Consider the following 15216-nt stretch of genomic DNA (forward strand, 5'->3'; position numbering starts at 1 on the left):
TGCGGATCAATCACGGTCAATGCGAGTCACCCCAGCCACGGTCTTCTGACCGACCTCGACCGCGACCTCCACACCCTCCGGCAGGTAGAGATCGACACGCGAGCCGAAGCGGATCAGCCCGATCCGGTCGCCCTGCTCGACCTTCGTCCCCTGCGGGATGTACGGCACGATGCGACGGGCCACCGCGCCGGCGATCTGGATCATCTCGATGTCGCCGAGTTCGGTGTCGAAATGCCAGACTACGCGCTCGTTGTTCTCGCTCTCCTTGTTGAAAGCCGGAACAAAGCCGCCCGGGATGTGCTCGACCGACGTCACGGTGCCGGCCAGGGGGGCGCGGTTGACGTGGACGTTGAGCGGGCTCATGAAGATCGCGACCCGGGTCCGGCCGTCCTTCCACGGCATGATGCTCTGCACCACACCGTCGGCCGGGGAGATGACCCGGCCCTGGGTGATCTCGCGCTCGGGGTCGCGGAAGAACCACAGCATCCCCGCCGCGAGCGCGGTGGCGGGAACGGCGACGGCCCTGGCGGCGCCGGAGCGGCGGGCCCGGACCAGGCTGAGGGCTGCGGTGGCGACGGTCGGGAGAAGCCACGGCGATGCTCCGCGCGCGAGGCGTACGCCGGCCCGGCTGTCGCGAGATGCAGAGGTTTGGCTGTGGGGCATGGATGACCTTCGTAGCGGATGATGCCGCGCTTCAGGAGGGGGACGGCGGCTTTCCGCGATCGTAGCGGTTCACGGGCACAACTGGGTAAGGCAGGAAGCCGAGTCGGCGTCCGAAGAGTGCCTACGGGGTGTGATCTTCCTCCCGGAGATAACACCCCGTACCCGGACAATCAGCCCTGGAACCGATACTCTTCGAGCAGCCTGCGCCCGATGATCATTTTCTGGATCTCGGCGGTACCTTCACCGATGAGCAGCATCGGGGCCTCACGGTAGAGGCGCTCGATCTCATACTCCTTGGAGAAGCCGTAACCGCCGTGGATCCGGAAGGCATCCTCCACGACCTCCTTGCAGTACTCGGAGGCGAGGTACTTCGCCATCCCTGCCTCGAGGTCGTTTCGTTCACCAGAGTCCTTTTTGCGCGCTGCGTTCACCATCATCGCATGCGCGGCCTCCACCTTGGTGGCCATCTCGGCGAGCTTGAACTGGATCGCCTGGTGCTGGGCGATCGGCTTGCCGAACGTGTGGCGCTGCTGCGCGTACTGCACGCCCAGCTCGAAGGCACGCTGCGCGACACCGCAGCCACGCGCCGCGACATTGACGCGGCCGACCTCCACGCCGTCCATCATTTGGTAAAAACCTCGGCCGGTGACCCCGCCGAGCACCCGGTCGGCCGGGATCCGCAGGCCGTCCATGATCAGCTCGGTGGTGTCGACGCCCTTGTAGCCCATCTTGTCGATCTTGCCCGGGATGGTCAGGCCGGGGCGGACCTCACCGAAGCCGGGCTCCTTCTCAACGAGGAAGGTGGTCATCGACTTGTGCGGGGCCGTGCCCTCGGGGTGTCCTTCGTCACTGCGGACGAGCACCGCCACGAGCGAGGACGTGCCGCCGTTCGTCAGCCACATCTTCTGGCCGTTCAGGACGTACTCGTCGCCGTCCTTCACCGCCTTGGAGGTGATGGCCGACACGTCGGAGCCCAGACCCGGCTCCGACATCGAGAAGGCGCCGCGGATGTCGCCGGCCGCCATCCTCGGCAGGAAGTGGTCCTTCTGCTCCTGCGTGCCGTGCTGCTTGAGCATGTACGCGACGATGAAGTGTGTGTTGATGATGCCGGACACGGACATCCAGCCGCGGGCGATCTCCTCCACGCACAGGGCGTAGGTGAGGAGCGACTCGCCCAGACCCCCGTACTCCTCGGGGATCATCAGGCCGAACAGGCCGAGTTCCTTCAGCCCGTCGACGATCGCTTGCGGGTACTCGTCGCGGTGCTCCAGCTCCGTGGCGACAGGAATGATCTCCTTGTCGACAAAGTCCCGGACGGTGGAGAGGATCTCCTGCTGGACGTCGGTCAGACCGGCGGTCTGGGCGAGACGGGCCATCTCTACTTCTCCTGCTCACGCTTTGAAATGTCACGGAGCTCCGGGCGGCCCGGCTGCTCGCCGCCGCGCTCCTTGATGTACGTCTCGGTCGGCACCATCACCTTGCGGCGGAAGACGCAGACGAGCGTGCCGTCCTGCTTGTAGCCCTTGGTCTCGACGTAGACGATGCCGCGGTCGTTCTTCGACTTCGACGGCCACTTGTCCAGGACCGTCGTCTCGCCGTAGATCGTGTCGCCGTGGAAGGTCGGCGCCACGTGCTTGAGCGACTCGATCTCCAGGTTGGCGATCGCCTTGCCGGAGATGTCCGGCACGCTCATCCCGAGCAGCAGGGAGTAGATGTAGTTCCCGACGACGACGTTCTTGCCGAAGTCCGTCGTCTTCTCCGCATAGTTCGTGTCCATGTGGAGCGGGTGGTGGTTCATGGTGAGGAGACAGAACAGGTGGTCGTCGTACTCCGTGACCGTCTTGCCCGGCCAGTGCTTGTACGTCGCCCCGACCTCGAACTCCTCGTAGGTGCGTCCGAACTGCATCGCGCTCAGGCCTCCGGGATCTCGAACTTCGACGTGCGCTGCATGCCGGCGGCCCGGCCCTTGCCGGAGATGACCAGGGCCATCTTGCGGCTGGCCTCGTCGATCATCTCGTCGCCGAGCATCGCGGAGCCCTTCTTGCCGCCCGCCTCGGACGTGTAGTAGTCGTACGCGTCCAGGATCAGCTCGGCGTGGTCGTAGTCCTCCTGGGACGGCGAGAAGATCTCGTTGGACGCCTCGACCTGGCCCGGGTGCAGCACCCACTTGCCGTCGAAGCCGAGCGCGGCGGCGCGCTGCGCGACCTCGCGGTAGCCCTCGACGTTGCGGATCTGCAGGTAGGGGCCGTCGATCGCCTGGAGGTTGTTGGCGCGGGCGGCCATCAGGATCTTCATCAGGATGTAGTGGTAGGCGTCCGCCGGGTAGCCGGGCGGCTGCTCGCCCACGACCAGCGACTTCATGTTGATCGACGCCATGAAGTCGGCCGGGCCGAAGATGATCGTCTCGACGCGCGGGGAGGCCTGCGCGATCGCGTTGACGTTGTTCAGGCCCTGCGCGTTCTCGATCTGCGCCTCGATGCCGATCTTGCCGACCTCGAAGCCCATCGTCTTCTCGATCTGCGTCAGCAGCAGGTCGAGGGCGACGATCTGCTCGGCGCTCTGCACCTTCGGCAGCATGATGCAGTCGAGGTTCTGCCCCGCGCCCTCGACGACCGTCACGACGTCCCGGTACGTCCACTCGGTCGTCCAGTCGTTGACCCGCACGACCCTCGTCTTGCCGGTCCAGTCGCCCTCGTTGAGGAACTTGACGATGGTGTGCCGCGCCTCGGGCTTGGCGAGCGGCGCGCAGGCGTCCTCCAGGTCGAGGAAGACCTGGTCGGCGGGGAGGCCCTGGGCCTTCTCCAGGAAGCGCGGGTTCGAGCCCGGCACCGCCAGGCAGGAACGCCGCGGGCGAAGGCGGTTGACAGGCGTGATCATGCGGGGACCTCCAGGGGGTCGAGCTTGTTCGCTGTCCGGATCTCGTCGACGATGCGGCCGATGATGCCGGTGATGTCGAAGTCCTTCGGGGTGAAGACGGCGGCCACTCCGGCGGCCCTGAGCTGCGCGGCGTCCCCGCTGGGGATGATGCCACCCGCGATCACGGGTATATCTGTGGCACCGGCCACACGCAGCCGGTCCAGCACGTCCGGCACCAGCTGCGCGTGCGAGCCGGACAGGATGGACAGGCCCACCGCGTGCACGTCCTCGGCCAGGGCCGCGTCCACGATCTGCTCCGGGGTGAGCCGGATGCCCTGGTAGACCACCTCGAAGCCGGCGTCACGGGCCCGCACGGCGATCTGCTCGGCGCCGTTGGAGTGCCCGTCCAGGCCCGGCTTGCCGACCAGGAAGCGCAGCTTGCCCACGCCCAGGTCCTTGGCCGTCAGCTCCACCTTGCGGCGCACCCCGGCGAGCGCCGAGCCCGCCTCGGCCGTGACGGCGACGGGCGCGGAGGACACGCCCGTCGGAGCGCGGAACTCGCCGAACACCTCGCGCAGCGCCCCGGCCCACTCGCCGGTCGTCACGCCGGCGCGGGCGCACTCCAGGGTGGCCTCCATGAGGTTGTCGGTGCCCTTCGCGGCCTCCTTCAGCTTCTCCAGCGCCTTGCACGGGCGCGGGTGGTTGAAGGGCGGCTGGTAGCGGGTGTCCCGCCAGTGCTGGAGCGAGGCGATGACCTGGGCCTCGACCGCCGGGTCGACCGTCTGGATCGCGGTGTCCAGGTCGGCGGTCAGCGGGTTGGGCTCGGTCGACTCGAAGATGTTGACGCCGACGATCTTCTCCTGCCCGGACTCGATCCGGGCCCGGCGCTCGGCGTGCGAGGAGACCAGCTGCGACTTCAGATAGCCGGACTCCACGGCGGCCATCGCGCCGCCCATCTCCTCGATCCGGTCCATCTCCGCGAGGGAGTCGGCGACCAGCTGCTCCACCTTCGCCTCGATCACCTTCGAGCCCTCGAAGATGTCGTCGTACTCCAGCAGGTCGCTCTCGTACGCCAGCACCTGCTGGATGCGCAGGCTCCACTGCTGGTCCCAGGGGCGGGGCAGGCCGAGCGCCTCGTTCCAGGCGGGCAGCTGCACGGCACGCGCGCGTGCGTCCTTGGAGAGGGTGACCGCCAGCATCTCCAGCACGATCCGCTGGACGTTGTTCTCCGGCTGCGCCTCGGTCAGACCGAGCGAGTTGACCTGGACGCCGTAGCGGAAGCGGCGCTGCTTGGGGTTCTCGATGCCGTACCGCTCGCGGGTGACCTGGTCCCAGATGCGGCCGAAGGCGCGCATCTTGCACATCTCCTCGACGAAGCGGACGCCCGCGTTCACGAAGAAGGAGATCCGGGCGACCACGTCGCCCATGCGCTCCTGCGGCACCTGGCCGGAGTCGCGCACGGCGTCGAGCACGGCGATCGCGGTGGACATCGCGTACGCGATCTCCTGCACCGGCGTGGCCCCGGCCTCCTGCAGGTGGTAGCTGCAGATGTTGATCGGGTTCCACTTCGGGATGTGGGAGACCGTGTACGCGATCATGTCCGTCGTCAGGCGGAGCGACGGGCCCGGCGGGAAGACGTGCGTCCCGCGGGACAGGTACTCCTTGACGATGTCGTTCTGGGTCGTGCCCTGGAGCTTGGTGATGTCCGCGCCCTGCTCCTCGGCGACGACCTGGTAGAGCGCCAGCAGCCACATGGCGGTGGCGTTGATCGTCATCGAGGTGTTCATCTGCTCCAGGGGGATGTCCTGGAACAGCCGGCGCATGTCACCGAGGTGCGCGACGGGCACGCCCACCCGGCCGACCTCGCCGCGGGCGAGGATGTGGTCGGAGTCGTAGCCGGTCTGCGTCGGCAGGTCGAACGCCACCGACAGGCCCGTCTGGCCCTTGGCGAGGTTGCGCCGGTACAGCTCGTTGGACGCCTCGGCCGTGGAGTGACCGGCGTACGTGCGCATGAGCCACGGCCGGTCCTTCTCCCGCCTGCCTTCGGCGGGCTGACGCTCAGTCATCTATGACCTCGGGGTGCTCAGACGTTCCGGAAGCGGTTGATGGCGTCGATGTGCTGCGCGCGCATCTCGTGGTCGCGCACGCCGAGGCCCTCCTCGGGCGCCAGGCACAGCACGCCGACCTTGCCCTGGTGCAGGTTGCGGTGGACGTCGTAGGCCGCTTGGCCGGTCTCCTCCAGGGAGTACGTCTTCGACAGCGTCGGGTGGATCTTGCCCTTGGCGATGAGGCGGTTGGCCTCGTAGGCCTCGCGGTAGTTGGCGAAGTGCGAGCCGATGATCCGCTTCAGCGACATCCACAGGTAGCGGTTGTCGTACTCGTGCATGTAGCCCGAGGTCGAGGCGCAGGTGGTGATGGTGCCGCCCTTGCGGGTGACGTAGACCGAGGCACCGAAGGTCTCGCGGCCCGGGTGCTCGAAGACGATGTCGATGTCCTCGCCGCCGGTGAGCTCGCGGATGCGCTTGCCGAAGCGCTTCCACTCCTTGGGGTCCTGGGTGTGCTCGTCCTTCCAGAACTTGTAGCCCTCGGCGTTGCGGTCGATGATCGCCGTGGCGCCCATCTTCCGGCAGATCTCGGCCTTCTCCGGGGAGGAGACGACACAGACCGGGTTGGCGCCGCCGGCCAGGGCGAACTGGGTGGCGTAGGAGCCGAGGCCGCCGGAGGCGCCCCAGATCAGGACGTTGTCGCCCTGCTTCATCGCCGCGCCGTTGCGGGAGACGAGCTGCCGGTAGGCGGTGGAGTTCACCAGCCCCGGGGCGGCGGCCTCCTCCCAGCTCAGGTGCTTGGGCTTGGGCATCAGCTGGTTGGTCTTCACCAGGGCGATCTCGGCGAGGCCACCGAAGTTGGTCTCGAAGCCCCAGATGCGCTGCTCGGGGTCGAGCATGGTGTCGTCGTGGCCGTCGGGCGACTCCAGCTCGACGCTCAGGCAGTGCGCGACGACCTCGTCGCCGGCCTGCCAGGCGTTGACGCCGGGGCCCGTGCGCAGGACGACGCCGGCCAGGTCGGAGCCGATGATGTGGTACGGCAGGTCGTGCCGCTTGGTCAGCGGGGACAGCTTGCCGTAGCGCTCCAGGAACGCGAAGGTCGACACCGGCTCGAAGATCGAGGTCCACACGGAGTTGTAGTTGACCGAGGAGGCCATGACGGCCACCAGGGCCTCGCCCGGGCCGAGCTCGGGCACCGGAACGTCGTCCAGGTGGATCGACTTGCGGGGGTCCTTGTCGCGGCTGTTGAGCCCCGCGAACATCTCCGCCTCGTCCTTGTGGACGGTGATCGCGCGGTACGACTCGGGGAGCGGCAGGTTGGCGAAGTCGGCCGAGGTGGACTCGGGCGACTGGATCGCGGCCAGGATGTCCTTCATGGTCACGGTGTTGCCTCCGGCGGTGAGCGCCCTGAGGGAGGGGCGCCGATGGGTACGTCGGTGCTGCTGAGGGTTGCGAGGGGTGTGCCGTCGGTTCGGCGGGTGGTGCTGGTTCGGCAGCGCTTTGTGGCGCGGGAGGGTGCCTGTGACGCAGGCGTCCGGGCGCGCACGCCTTCCGGCTTGCGGGGACAGCCGGCACATCGCGGTTTCGCTGTGTGCCGGCCGCCCGGAACACTCTCAACGTATGGCACAGCGTGTCAGGTGACAAGGCACTGAGTGCCAGAACTTCCTCTCAGATGAAATCTTTACGTAACAAATGAGCGATGATCGATCGAATGCCGCCGGAGAGCCGGTCGAAAACGGCTCGTGACATGCCAAAACGGCCACCCCGAAGGGTGGCCGTCATCACAGGAGGGAAGGGGCGCTCAGCGCTCCTTGAGCGCCTGCTCGATGGTCCGCATGACCTCCTCCAGCGGGGCGTCGGTGCGGGCGACCGTCACCAGTACCTCGCCCTGCGCGGACGTCGTCGCGGCGGTCGGGGGCGCGGGCGGCGCCGACCGCCCGGCCATGATCCCCGTGCCGAACGTCTTGCGCACGATCGCGAAGGCGTGGTCGAGCTGCGCCTCCACGTCCCCCTGCCCGCCGGCCCGCAGCCACCGCCGCAGCACGTGGTTGTGCGCGGTGACCACCGCCGACGCGGCGACCTCGGCCAGCAGCGGGTCGTCGTTGGCGTCGTCGTCGTGCGCGTGCTCGTCGAAGTGCCCGAGCAGATAGCGGGTGAACAGACGCTCGTAGCGGGCCACCGAGGCGATCTCGGCCTCGCGCAGGGTGGGCACCTCGCGCGTGAGCTTGTAGCGGGCCACGGAGATCTCCGGGCGGGCCGCGTACATCTTCATGACTTCCTTGATGCCGCGGCACACCGTGTCCAGCGGGTGCTCGTGCGCCGGGGCGGCGTTGAGCACCGCCTCGGCGCGGACCAGGGTGTCGTCGTGGTCCGGGAAGATCGCCTCTTCCTTGGAACGGAAGTGGCGGAAGAAGGTGCGGCGGGCGACGCCGGCCGCGGCGGCGATCTCGTCGACGGTGGTCGCCTCGTACCCCTTCGTCGCGAAGAGCTCCATCGCGGCGGCCGCCAGTTCTCGGCGCATTTTCAGCCGCTGGGCAGCCGCGCGGGAGCCCGCGGCGGTTTCCGGCGCGTCGGGCGTGGCGGTGGTACGTGAGGACTTGGCGGGCTGGGACATGACCCGAACGTACTGCATGGGCGCGGCTCTCTGTGCAGGTCCGGGGCTTCCCCCGCCCGTGAAGGGCGGGGGAGGGGTGGCCGGATCCAGCAGCCCGCCCCAGTCCGCGCGGTCCGGATCCGTCCCGTACCACTCGCCGGAATGCTCAGCGGCGGGCATATTCGCGGAAGCCGCGGCCCGTCTTGCGGCCGAGGCAGCCCGCGGCCACCAGGTGCTCCAGGAGCGGCGCGGGCGCGAGGCCCGGGTCGCGGAACTCGCGGTGCAGCACCTTCTCGATGGCCAGCGAGACGTCCAGGCCGACGACGTCCAGCAGCTCGAACGGACCCATCGGGTAGCCGCCGCCCAGCTTCATCGCCGCGTCGATGTCGTCGAGGGAGGCGTAGTGCTCCTGGACCATCTTGATCGCGTTGTTCAGGTACGGGAAGAGCAGCGCGTTCACGATGAACCCGGCCCGGTCGCCGCAGTCCACGGCGTGCTTCCTGATCTTGGCGCAGACCTCGCGGACGGTGGCGTGCACGTCGTCAGCGGTGAGCACCGTACGGACCACCTCGACCAGCTTCATCGCCGGCGCCGGGTTGAAGAAGTGCATGCCGATCACGTCCTGCGGACGCGAGGTGGCACGGGCGCAGGCGACGACCGGCAGCGAGGACGTCGTCGTCGCGAGGACCGCGCCCGGCTTGCAGACCTTGTCCAGCGCCGCGAACAGCTGCTGCTTGACCTCCAGGTCCTCCGCGACGGCCTCGACGGCCAGGTCCACGTCGGCGAACGCGTCGTAGGAGCCCGCCGGGGTGATCCGCTCCAGGGTCTGGGCGGCGGCCTCGGCGGTCATCCGGCCCTTGTCGACCGAGCGGGCCAGCGACTTGCCGATACGGGCCTTCGCGGTCTGCGCCTTCTCCTCGCTGCGGGCGGCGAGGACGACCTCGTAACCGGCCTTGGCGAAGACCTCGGCGATGCCGGACGCCATGGTGCCCGAGCCCGCGACGCCGACCGAGCGCACCGGGCGGCCGGCGGTCGGCGAGCCGCCCTCCAGCGGGGTCAGGGCGTCCCGCACCACGGTCGCGCTGCCGGGGGCCTCGTAGGTGTAGAAGCCGCGGCCCGTCTTGCGGCCGGTCAGGCCCGCCTCGCTGAGCTGCTTCAGGATCGGCGCCGGGGCGTGCAGCCGGTCCCGGGACTCGGCGTACATCGCCTCCAGGACGGTGCGCGCGGTGTCGATACCGATCAGGTCGAGCAGCGCCAGCGGGCCCATCGGCAGGCCGCAGCCGAGCCGCATCGCCGCGTCGATGTCCTCCCGCGAGGCGTACTTCGCCTCGTACATCGCGGCCGCCTGGTTGAGGTAGCCGAACAGCAGCCCGTCCGCCACGAACCCGGGACGGTCACCGACCGCCACCGGCTCCTTGCCCAGCTCGAGCGCCAGGTCGGTGACCGCGGCGACGGCCTGCGGCGCGGTCAGCACGCACGAGACGACCTCGACCAGCTTCATGGCCGGCGCCGGGTTGAAGAAGTGCAGGCCCAGCACCCGCTCCGGGCGGGCCGAGTCGGCGGCCAGCCGGGTCACGGACAGGGCGTTGGTGCCGGTCGCGAGGATCGCCTCGGGGCGCACGATCCCGTCCAGCTCACGGAAGATCTGCTGCTTGACCTCGTACGACTCCGGCGCCACCTCAATGACGAGGTCGGCGTCCGCCGCGGCGGACAGCTCGGTGGTGGTCCGGACCCGGGCGAGGGCGTCGGCGCGCTCCTGCCCGGTCAGCCGGCCGCGCTCGACGGCACGGGCGGTGGACGCCTCCAGCGCGGCCAGACACTGGGCCGCCTGGGCTTCGCTGATGTCGATGCCGGTCACCTCGCGGCCGGCGCGGACCAGGACCTCGGTGATGCCGGTGCCCATGGTGCCGAGACCGACGACGGCGATCTTCTGCAGCGCGGAGGGAGAACTGGGGGACAGGGGAGTGGCCATCGCGGGACTCCAGGAATGAGGGTGACGACGAGGAGAGCGCCCGGGTGCGCCGCGGGGGCGCACCGGGTGCGTGCAGGAGTGCGGGTGTGATGTCCGGGCTGCTGAGCGCACACGCCCGGTGCCGTCGCGTGCCCCGCTCGGGGTGGACCCGAGGGGTGGGGCGGGCGTGCACACGCCCGTCGCACGGCGGAGAACCGACCGGCCCTGTCCCGAGGCCGGGTCGCACTGCGGTACATGACGTACCGAACCGACTGCTCCCGTGGGGCTGCGTCACCAAACCGTCACGGGGAGGGGTGCGAGTGGGTAACTCGCTCGCTTGAGCTTAACCGGCGGGTAACGAGCGCGCCAGCCCCCGGACTTTGTGATGTACGTCCCTCGGCGCCGCGGGCGCCCTACCCTCTCAGGCATGGACGAAGAGTTGCGAGCGCTCACGGAGCGCTTACGGCGGGAGTCGGGAGGCGGCCCGGACTTCGAACGGCTGCTCACCGCGGACGCCGATGCGCTGGCCCGGGTACTGACCGCGCCCGCGGAACCGCTGTGGGCCCGCGAGCTCGCCGCCTTCCGGCTGGGCCGCGCCGGCGACCGGCGCGCCTTCGAGGCCCTCGTCCTGCTGCTCAACCACCGCGATCCCGAGCGCTGCGCGTCCGCCGCGCACGCCCTGGCCCGCCTCGGCGACCCGCGCACCGCCCGCGCCGCGGCCGCCCTCGCCACCAACGAACTGCGCGTGGCCTACGCCCTGCACCCCGTCCGCCTGCTGGTCGCGCTGGACGCCCCGGAGTCCGTGCCCGCCCTGATCACCACGCTGCGCCGCCGCCTGAGGCCGCACGACCCCTACCGCAGGGTGGCCCTCGCCTGCGTGGAGGGCCTCGGCACCCTGGCCGACGCCCGCGCCCGGGAGGTCCTCACCGAGGCCCTGGCCCACCCGTCCCTCGCCCAGGCGGCGGTCCACGCACTGGCCCGCATCCCGCAGCAGCGGTGAGCCCGGGCGACGGTGAGCCCGGGCACCGGTGAGCCCGGCCGCGCTGCCGGAGCGACCGCCGTCCCGCGTGGCGCCGGGGTCAGCCCCGGCGCTCGCAGTACCGCGGGCACCGCGGGGGCCGTTGCGCCGGGGCCGCCCGTGGTGACCGTCGTGCCACGCCCGACGGGCGTCAGGCCGGGGTGACCGCGAGTGCCTCGATCTCCATCAGGAACTCCGGGCGTACCAGCGCCGCCACCTGGACGGCCGAGGACGCCGGCAGGCGGTCGTCCGGCAGGTGCGCCGCGCGGGCCGCGCGGATCGCCGGCAGGTGGGCCATGTCCGTGACGAAGTAGGTGAGTTTCACGACGTCGTCGAAGCTCGCCCCGGCCGCGGCCAGGCAGCGGCGGAGGTTGTCGAAGACCTGGCGGGCCTGAGCGGCCGCGTCGCCCTCGCCCACCACGCTGCCGTCCTCGGCCAGCGCCAGCTGTCCGGAGACGGCGACCAGGCGGCCCGTGCCGATCACCACATGGCTGTACTGCGCCGCGGGCGCGACTCCGTCGGGGGCGGTGATCCGCGTCAGGTGACTCATGCGTCCCATCATGGCGCACGGGTCCGACGGTCACCGCCCCCGACGGGACGTCAAAGGCCCGCTCAGCTGCGGAAGCCGAGCAGACCGTGCAGCGCCGAGCCGCGTGAGCCGCTGGACGCCTCCTTCGTGCCGAGCGGCTTCGGGGCGGGCAGCGTCGCGCACACCGCGTCCACCGCCCCGCCGCCGCGCGGCACCGTGCCGTCGGCCAGATACGCCGTCAGATACCGGTCCAGGCAGGCGTTGCCGCTGAGGGTGATGCCGTGGTTGCCGCCACCCTGCTCGACGACCAGGCTGGAGCGGTCCAGCAGCCGGTGCACGGTCGCACCGCCGCGATAGGGGGTCGCCGCGTCGTTCGTCGCCTGGAACAGCAGCGCCGGCGGCAGGCTCGCGTTGGCCACGTTCACCGGTCGCTGCGCCGACGTCGGCCAGAACGCGCACGGCGCGTTGTACCAGGCGTTGTTCCAGGTCATGAACGGCGCCTTCTCGTGGACCGCCCAGTTGTCCTTGCGCCACTGCCGCCATTCGCGCGGCCAGGAGGCGTCCCGGCACTGCACGGCGGTGTAGACGCTGTAGCCGTTGTCACCGGAGGCGCTCACCGCACCGAAGTTGTCGTACGCCTCGACCAGCGGACCCGTGTCGTTCTTCGTGACGTACGCCGAGAACGCCTCGGCGAGGTAGGGCCAGTAGCCGTTGTAGTAGCCGCCCGGGATGAAGGTGTCCTCCAGCTCGGAGGCGCCCACCTTGCCCTGGGCCGGTGTGTGCGCGAGGGCCGCCCGCATCGCGTACCACCTCGCCTCCACCTTCTCCGGGTCGGTGCCCAGGTGGTAGGTGGCGTCGTACTTCGCGATCCACGACATCAGCGCCCGGTGGCGGTCGTTGAAGGCGAGGTCCTGCGTGAGGTTGTCGTCGTACCACACACCCGTGGGGTCGACGATCGAGTCCAGCACCAGGCGGCGCACCCGCTGCGGGTACAGCCGGGCGTAGACGGCGCCCAGGTAGGTGCCGTAGGAGTAACCGAAGTAGTTGAGCTGCGGCGCGCCGGTCGCGGCGCGGATGGCGTCCATGTCCCGCACGGCGCTGACGGTGTCCATGTGGGGCAGCAGGTCCGCGTACTTCCTGCCGCAGGCCGTCGCGAAGGACGTGGCCCGGCGCAGGTTCGCCTGCTCCAGGGCGCCGGTGGCCGGCACCGAGTCGGGCCGCACCGGCTTGAAGTGGCCGGGCACGCAGTCCAGGGCGGGGCGGGACTTGCCGACGCCACGCGGGTCGAACCCGATGACGTCGTACTGCGCCGCCACCGCCTTGGGCAGCGAGGAGGCGACGAACCCGGCGAGGCTGAGTCCGCTGCCGCCGGGACCGCCGGGGTTGACCAGCAGCGGACCCTGGTAGGCCCGGGCGGTGTGCGGAACCCGGGAGAGCGCCAGGGTGATCTGCCGCCCGTCCGGGGCCGTGTGGTCCAGCGGCACCGTCAGGGACGCGCACTGGAGCGTCGGATAGTCGGTGGTGCCGCACTTCTTCCAGGTGAGAGGGGCGGCGGGTGCGCCGTGCGCGGCGTGGGCCTGCGCGGGCGCCGCCGTGAGGGCTCCGGCCAGCACGGCGACGGCGCCGCACAGCGCGGCTGCGCGTTTGCTCATGGGGGTCCTCCCAGGACGGAGGGTGGTGGACCGCGAGATTCACGGTCCACGCCGCATCGTCCCGGCAAGGAACCCCCGAAGAACGTGTTCCGGCGATACTTGACCCGGATGGGCCGCCGGATGCCCTCGAACGCTCTCAGATCAGCGACAGTTGGGTGGGCTCCGGCGCCGGGGCCCCGGTGGCGCGCACGGGCCGGATCCGGCGGGGCAGGCCCGGGCCGGCCGGGCCGATGCCGTACTCCCGGGCCAGCTCGTGCACCTGACGGGTGATCCGGCGCTGGTACCACTTCGGCGCGTAGGCGCCCGCGGCGTACAGCCGCTCGTACCGCGGCACCAGGTACGGGTGGTGCCTGTGCAGCCACGCCATGAACCACTCCCGCGCCCCGGGCCGCAGGTGCAGCGCCAGCGGTGTCACCGAGGTCGCCCCGGCCTCCGCGATGGCCCGCACGGTCGCGCGCAGCTGCTCGGGCCGGTCGCCGAGGAACGGGATCACCGGAGCCATCAGCACCCCGCACCCGATGCCGTGCTCGGCCAGGGTCCGTACGACGTCCAGGCGCCGCTCGGGGGCGGGGGTGCCCGGCTCCACCGTGCGCCACAGCTCGCCGTCGGTGAAGCCGACCGAGACGGAGATGCCGACGTCGGTCACCGCGGCCGCCTGCTTCAGCAGCTCCAGGTCGCGCAGGATCAGCGTGCCCTTGGTCAGGATCGAGAAGGGGTTCGCGCGGTCGCGCAGGGCGCCGATGATGCCCGGCATCAGCCGGTAGCGGCCCTCGGCGCGCTGGTAGCAGTCGACGTTGGTGCCCATCGCGATGTGCTCGCCCTGCCAGCGCGGTGAGGCCAGCTGGTGGCGCAGCAGCTCGGGCGCGTTCACCTTGACCACGATCTGGGTGTCGAAGCCGATCCCGGTGTCCAGGTCCAGGTAGCTGTGCGTCTTGCGGGCGAAGCAGTACACGCACGCGTGCGAGCAGCCCCGGTAGGGGTTCACCGTCCACTCGAAGGGCATGCGGGAGGCGCCGGGGACGCGGTTGATGATCGAGCGGGCCCGGATCTCGTGGAAGGTGATCCCGCGGAACTCCGGTGTGTCGACGGTGGTGCGGACCACCGCGTCGGCGCCGAACAGCGCGGCGTCGTCGGCACGGCTGTGCTCGCCCGCGTCCACGGTGAGGTTCTCCCAGCGCATGACGCCTCCTCGGTAGCTCTGGCGTAGGTCGCGGTGGCTCTGCCGACACAATAGAACACTTGTTCCCATGATCGTGCGAACGTCATCTCCGGTCATCCGAAGACCCTCGATCGATCACTTCCGGCACCCCGATTTGGGTGCCCGCGCGGCGGGGTGGTTGGCTTGCCCCAACCCGAGAACACGAGGTCCTGGAGGGATCCGATGGCGCAGGTCGAGGCCACTACCGAGCGGGTCGTCGCGGCGGACCCGGAGACGGTGTTCGACACCCTCGCCGACTACAGCGGCGCGCGCGAGAAGCTGCTGCCCGAGCACTTCAGCGAGTACGAGGTGCGCGAGGGCGGCGACGGCGAGGGCACCCTCGTCCACTGGAAGCTCCAGGCCACCAGCAAGCGCATCCGCGACTGCCTGATGGAGGTGACCGAGCCCACCGACGGGCAGCTGGTGGAGAAGGACCGCAACTCCTCCATGGTCACCACCTGGACCGTCACCCCGGCCGGGGAGGGCAGGTCCCGGGTCCAGGTGACCACCACATGGAAGGGCGCCGGCGGCATCGGCGGCTTCTTCGAGAAGACCTTCGCGCCCAAGGGGCTCGCCCGGATCTACGACGCGCTGCTCGCCAAGCTGGCCGCCGAGGTCGAGAAGTGACAAGTCGCCGGTGAGCCACCGGGGTTGACCTCCGGTTGACTCCATCACCGGTTCGAGTGGATCTCCGTTCGACGCGCCGATTCG

At 70.2% G+C, this 15216-nt stretch carries 13 protein-coding genes; 2 read left to right on the forward strand and 11 right to left on the reverse strand.

The annotated features are described in order from the left end of the window. Nucleotides 1-6: 6 nt before the first annotated feature. The 8 genes from ACZ64A_RS02195 to ACZ64A_RS02230 form a co-directional block, all read right to left on the reverse strand. A complete protein-coding gene (locus ACZ64A_RS02195; protein ID WP_469807644.1) occupies nt 7-663 on the reverse strand; it encodes a phosphatidylserine decarboxylase in 657 nt (218 codons plus the stop codon). Between the two features lie 170 nt (nt 664-833). Further along, on the reverse strand, nt 834-2039 hold the full coding sequence (locus tag ACZ64A_RS02200; RefSeq protein WP_094056016.1) for an acyl-CoA dehydrogenase family protein: 1206 nt from the start codon (nt 2037-2039) through the stop codon (nt 834-836). Nucleotides 2040-2041: 2 nt separating this feature from the next. Then, entirely contained in the window at nt 2042-2569 is a 528-nt protein-coding gene (locus ACZ64A_RS02205; RefSeq protein WP_469807645.1) for a MaoC family dehydratase, read from the reverse strand. Between the two features lie 5 nt (nt 2570-2574). Beyond that, nucleotides 2575-3540, reverse strand: coding sequence for an HpcH/HpaI aldolase/citrate lyase family protein (locus tag ACZ64A_RS02210; protein ID WP_469807646.1), 966 nt, complete (start codon nt 3538-3540; stop codon nt 2575-2577). Beyond that, nucleotides 3537-5585 (reverse strand): protein meaA, encoded by a 2049-nt coding sequence (locus ACZ64A_RS02215; RefSeq protein WP_469807647.1) that lies wholly within the window; start codon nt 5583-5585, stop codon nt 3537-3539. Before ACZ64A_RS02215 ends, ACZ64A_RS02210 begins: the two co-directional genes overlap by 4 nt. 17 nt (nt 5586-5602) lie before the next feature. Then, nucleotides 5603-6940 (reverse strand): crotonyl-CoA carboxylase/reductase, encoded by a 1338-nt coding sequence (gene ccrA, locus ACZ64A_RS02220; RefSeq protein ID WP_469809029.1) that lies wholly within the window; start codon nt 6938-6940, stop codon nt 5603-5605. 425 nt (nt 6941-7365) lie between these two features. Beyond that, nucleotides 7366-8178: a TetR family transcriptional regulator gene (locus ACZ64A_RS02225; RefSeq protein ID WP_469807649.1), complete on the reverse strand. Its 813-nt coding sequence runs from the start codon at nt 8176-8178 to the stop codon at nt 7366-7368. Nucleotides 8179-8323: 145 nt separating this feature from the next. Beyond that, nucleotides 8324-10129: a 3-hydroxyacyl-CoA dehydrogenase family protein gene (locus ACZ64A_RS02230; RefSeq protein ID WP_469807650.1), complete on the reverse strand. Its 1806-nt coding sequence runs from the start codon at nt 10127-10129 to the stop codon at nt 8324-8326. Between the two features lie 406 nt (nt 10130-10535). Here ACZ64A_RS02230 and ACZ64A_RS02235 point away from each other — a divergent pair, with 406 nt between their 5' ends. Beyond that, nucleotides 10536-11108 carry an adenylosuccinate lyase gene (locus tag ACZ64A_RS02235; RefSeq protein ID WP_469807651.1) on the forward strand — a complete coding sequence of 191 codons (573 nt, stop codon included), beginning with the start codon at nt 10536-10538 and terminating at the stop codon, nt 11106-11108. A gap of 169 nt (nt 11109-11277) precedes the next feature. On the opposite strand, the gene ACZ64A_RS02240 is transcribed toward ACZ64A_RS02235, so the two are convergent. From ACZ64A_RS02240 to ACZ64A_RS02250, 3 genes are all read right to left on the reverse strand, one after another. Further along, nucleotides 11278-11676, reverse strand: a complete 399-nt coding sequence (locus tag ACZ64A_RS02240) for a RidA family protein (protein WP_469807652.1) — start codon at nt 11674-11676, stop codon at nt 11278-11280. A 62-nt stretch (nt 11677-11738) separates the two neighbouring features. Beyond that, nucleotides 11739-13307 (reverse strand): alpha/beta hydrolase, encoded by a 1569-nt coding sequence (locus ACZ64A_RS02245; protein ID WP_469807653.1) that lies wholly within the window; start codon nt 13305-13307, stop codon nt 11739-11741. A gap of 136 nt (nt 13308-13443) precedes the next feature. Then, nucleotides 13444-14487, reverse strand: coding sequence for an Rv2578c family radical SAM protein (locus ACZ64A_RS02250; RefSeq protein WP_469807654.1), 1044 nt, complete (start codon nt 14485-14487; stop codon nt 13444-13446). 201 nt (nt 14488-14688) lie between these two features. Between ACZ64A_RS02250 and ACZ64A_RS02255 the strand changes: the two genes are divergently transcribed. Beyond that, the gene (locus ACZ64A_RS02255) at nt 14689-15132 is read left to right on the forward strand and encodes an SRPBCC family protein (protein WP_469807655.1); all 444 of its coding nucleotides are present in this window, start codon (nt 14689-14691) and stop codon (nt 15130-15132) included. Nucleotides 15133-15216 lie beyond the last annotated feature (84 nt).

It is taken from the genome of Streptomyces sp. NPDC104814 (assembly GCF_055583185.1).

Bases quoted from the DNA above. Each gene is read 5' to 3' on its own strand.
- ACZ64A_RS02195 (WP_469807644.1), bottom strand. From the start codon at position 663: ATGCCCCACAGCCAAACCTCTGCATCTCGCGACAGCCGGGCCGGCGTA.
- ACZ64A_RS02215 (WP_469807647.1), bottom strand. From the start codon at position 5,585: ATGACTGAGCGTCAGCCCGCCGAAGGCAGGCGGGAGAAGGACCGGCCG.
- ACZ64A_RS02210 (WP_469807646.1), bottom strand. From the start codon at position 3,540: ATGATCACGCCTGTCAACCGCCTTCGCCCGCGGCGTTCCTGCCTGGCG.
- ACZ64A_RS02230 (WP_469807650.1), bottom strand. From the start codon at position 10,129: ATGGCCACTCCCCTGTCCCCCAGTTCTCCCTCCGCGCTGCAGAAGATC.
- ACZ64A_RS02240 (WP_469807652.1), bottom strand. From the start codon at position 11,676: ATGAGTCACCTGACGCGGATCACCGCCCCCGACGGAGTCGCGCCCGCG.
- ACZ64A_RS02255 (WP_469807655.1), top strand. From the start codon at position 14,689: ATGGCGCAGGTCGAGGCCACTACCGAGCGGGTCGTCGCGGCGGACCCG.
- ccrA (WP_469809029.1), bottom strand. From the start codon at position 6,940: ATGAAGGACATCCTGGCCGCGATCCAGTCGCCCGAGTCCACCTCGGCC.
- ACZ64A_RS02245 (WP_469807653.1), bottom strand. From the start codon at position 13,307: ATGAGCAAACGCGCAGCCGCGCTGTGCGGCGCCGTCGCCGTGCTGGCC.
- ACZ64A_RS02250 (WP_469807654.1), bottom strand. From the start codon at position 14,487: ATGCGCTGGGAGAACCTCACCGTGGACGCGGGCGAGCACAGCCGTGCC.
- ACZ64A_RS02200 (WP_094056016.1), bottom strand. From the start codon at position 2,039: ATGGCCCGTCTCGCCCAGACCGCCGGTCTGACCGACGTCCAGCAGGAG.
- ACZ64A_RS02205 (WP_469807645.1), bottom strand. From the start codon at position 2,569: ATGCAGTTCGGACGCACCTACGAGGAGTTCGAGGTCGGGGCGACGTAC.
- ACZ64A_RS02235 (WP_469807651.1), top strand. From the start codon at position 10,536: ATGGACGAAGAGTTGCGAGCGCTCACGGAGCGCTTACGGCGGGAGTCG.
- ACZ64A_RS02225 (WP_469807649.1), bottom strand. From the start codon at position 8,178: ATGTCCCAGCCCGCCAAGTCCTCACGTACCACCGCCACGCCCGACGCG.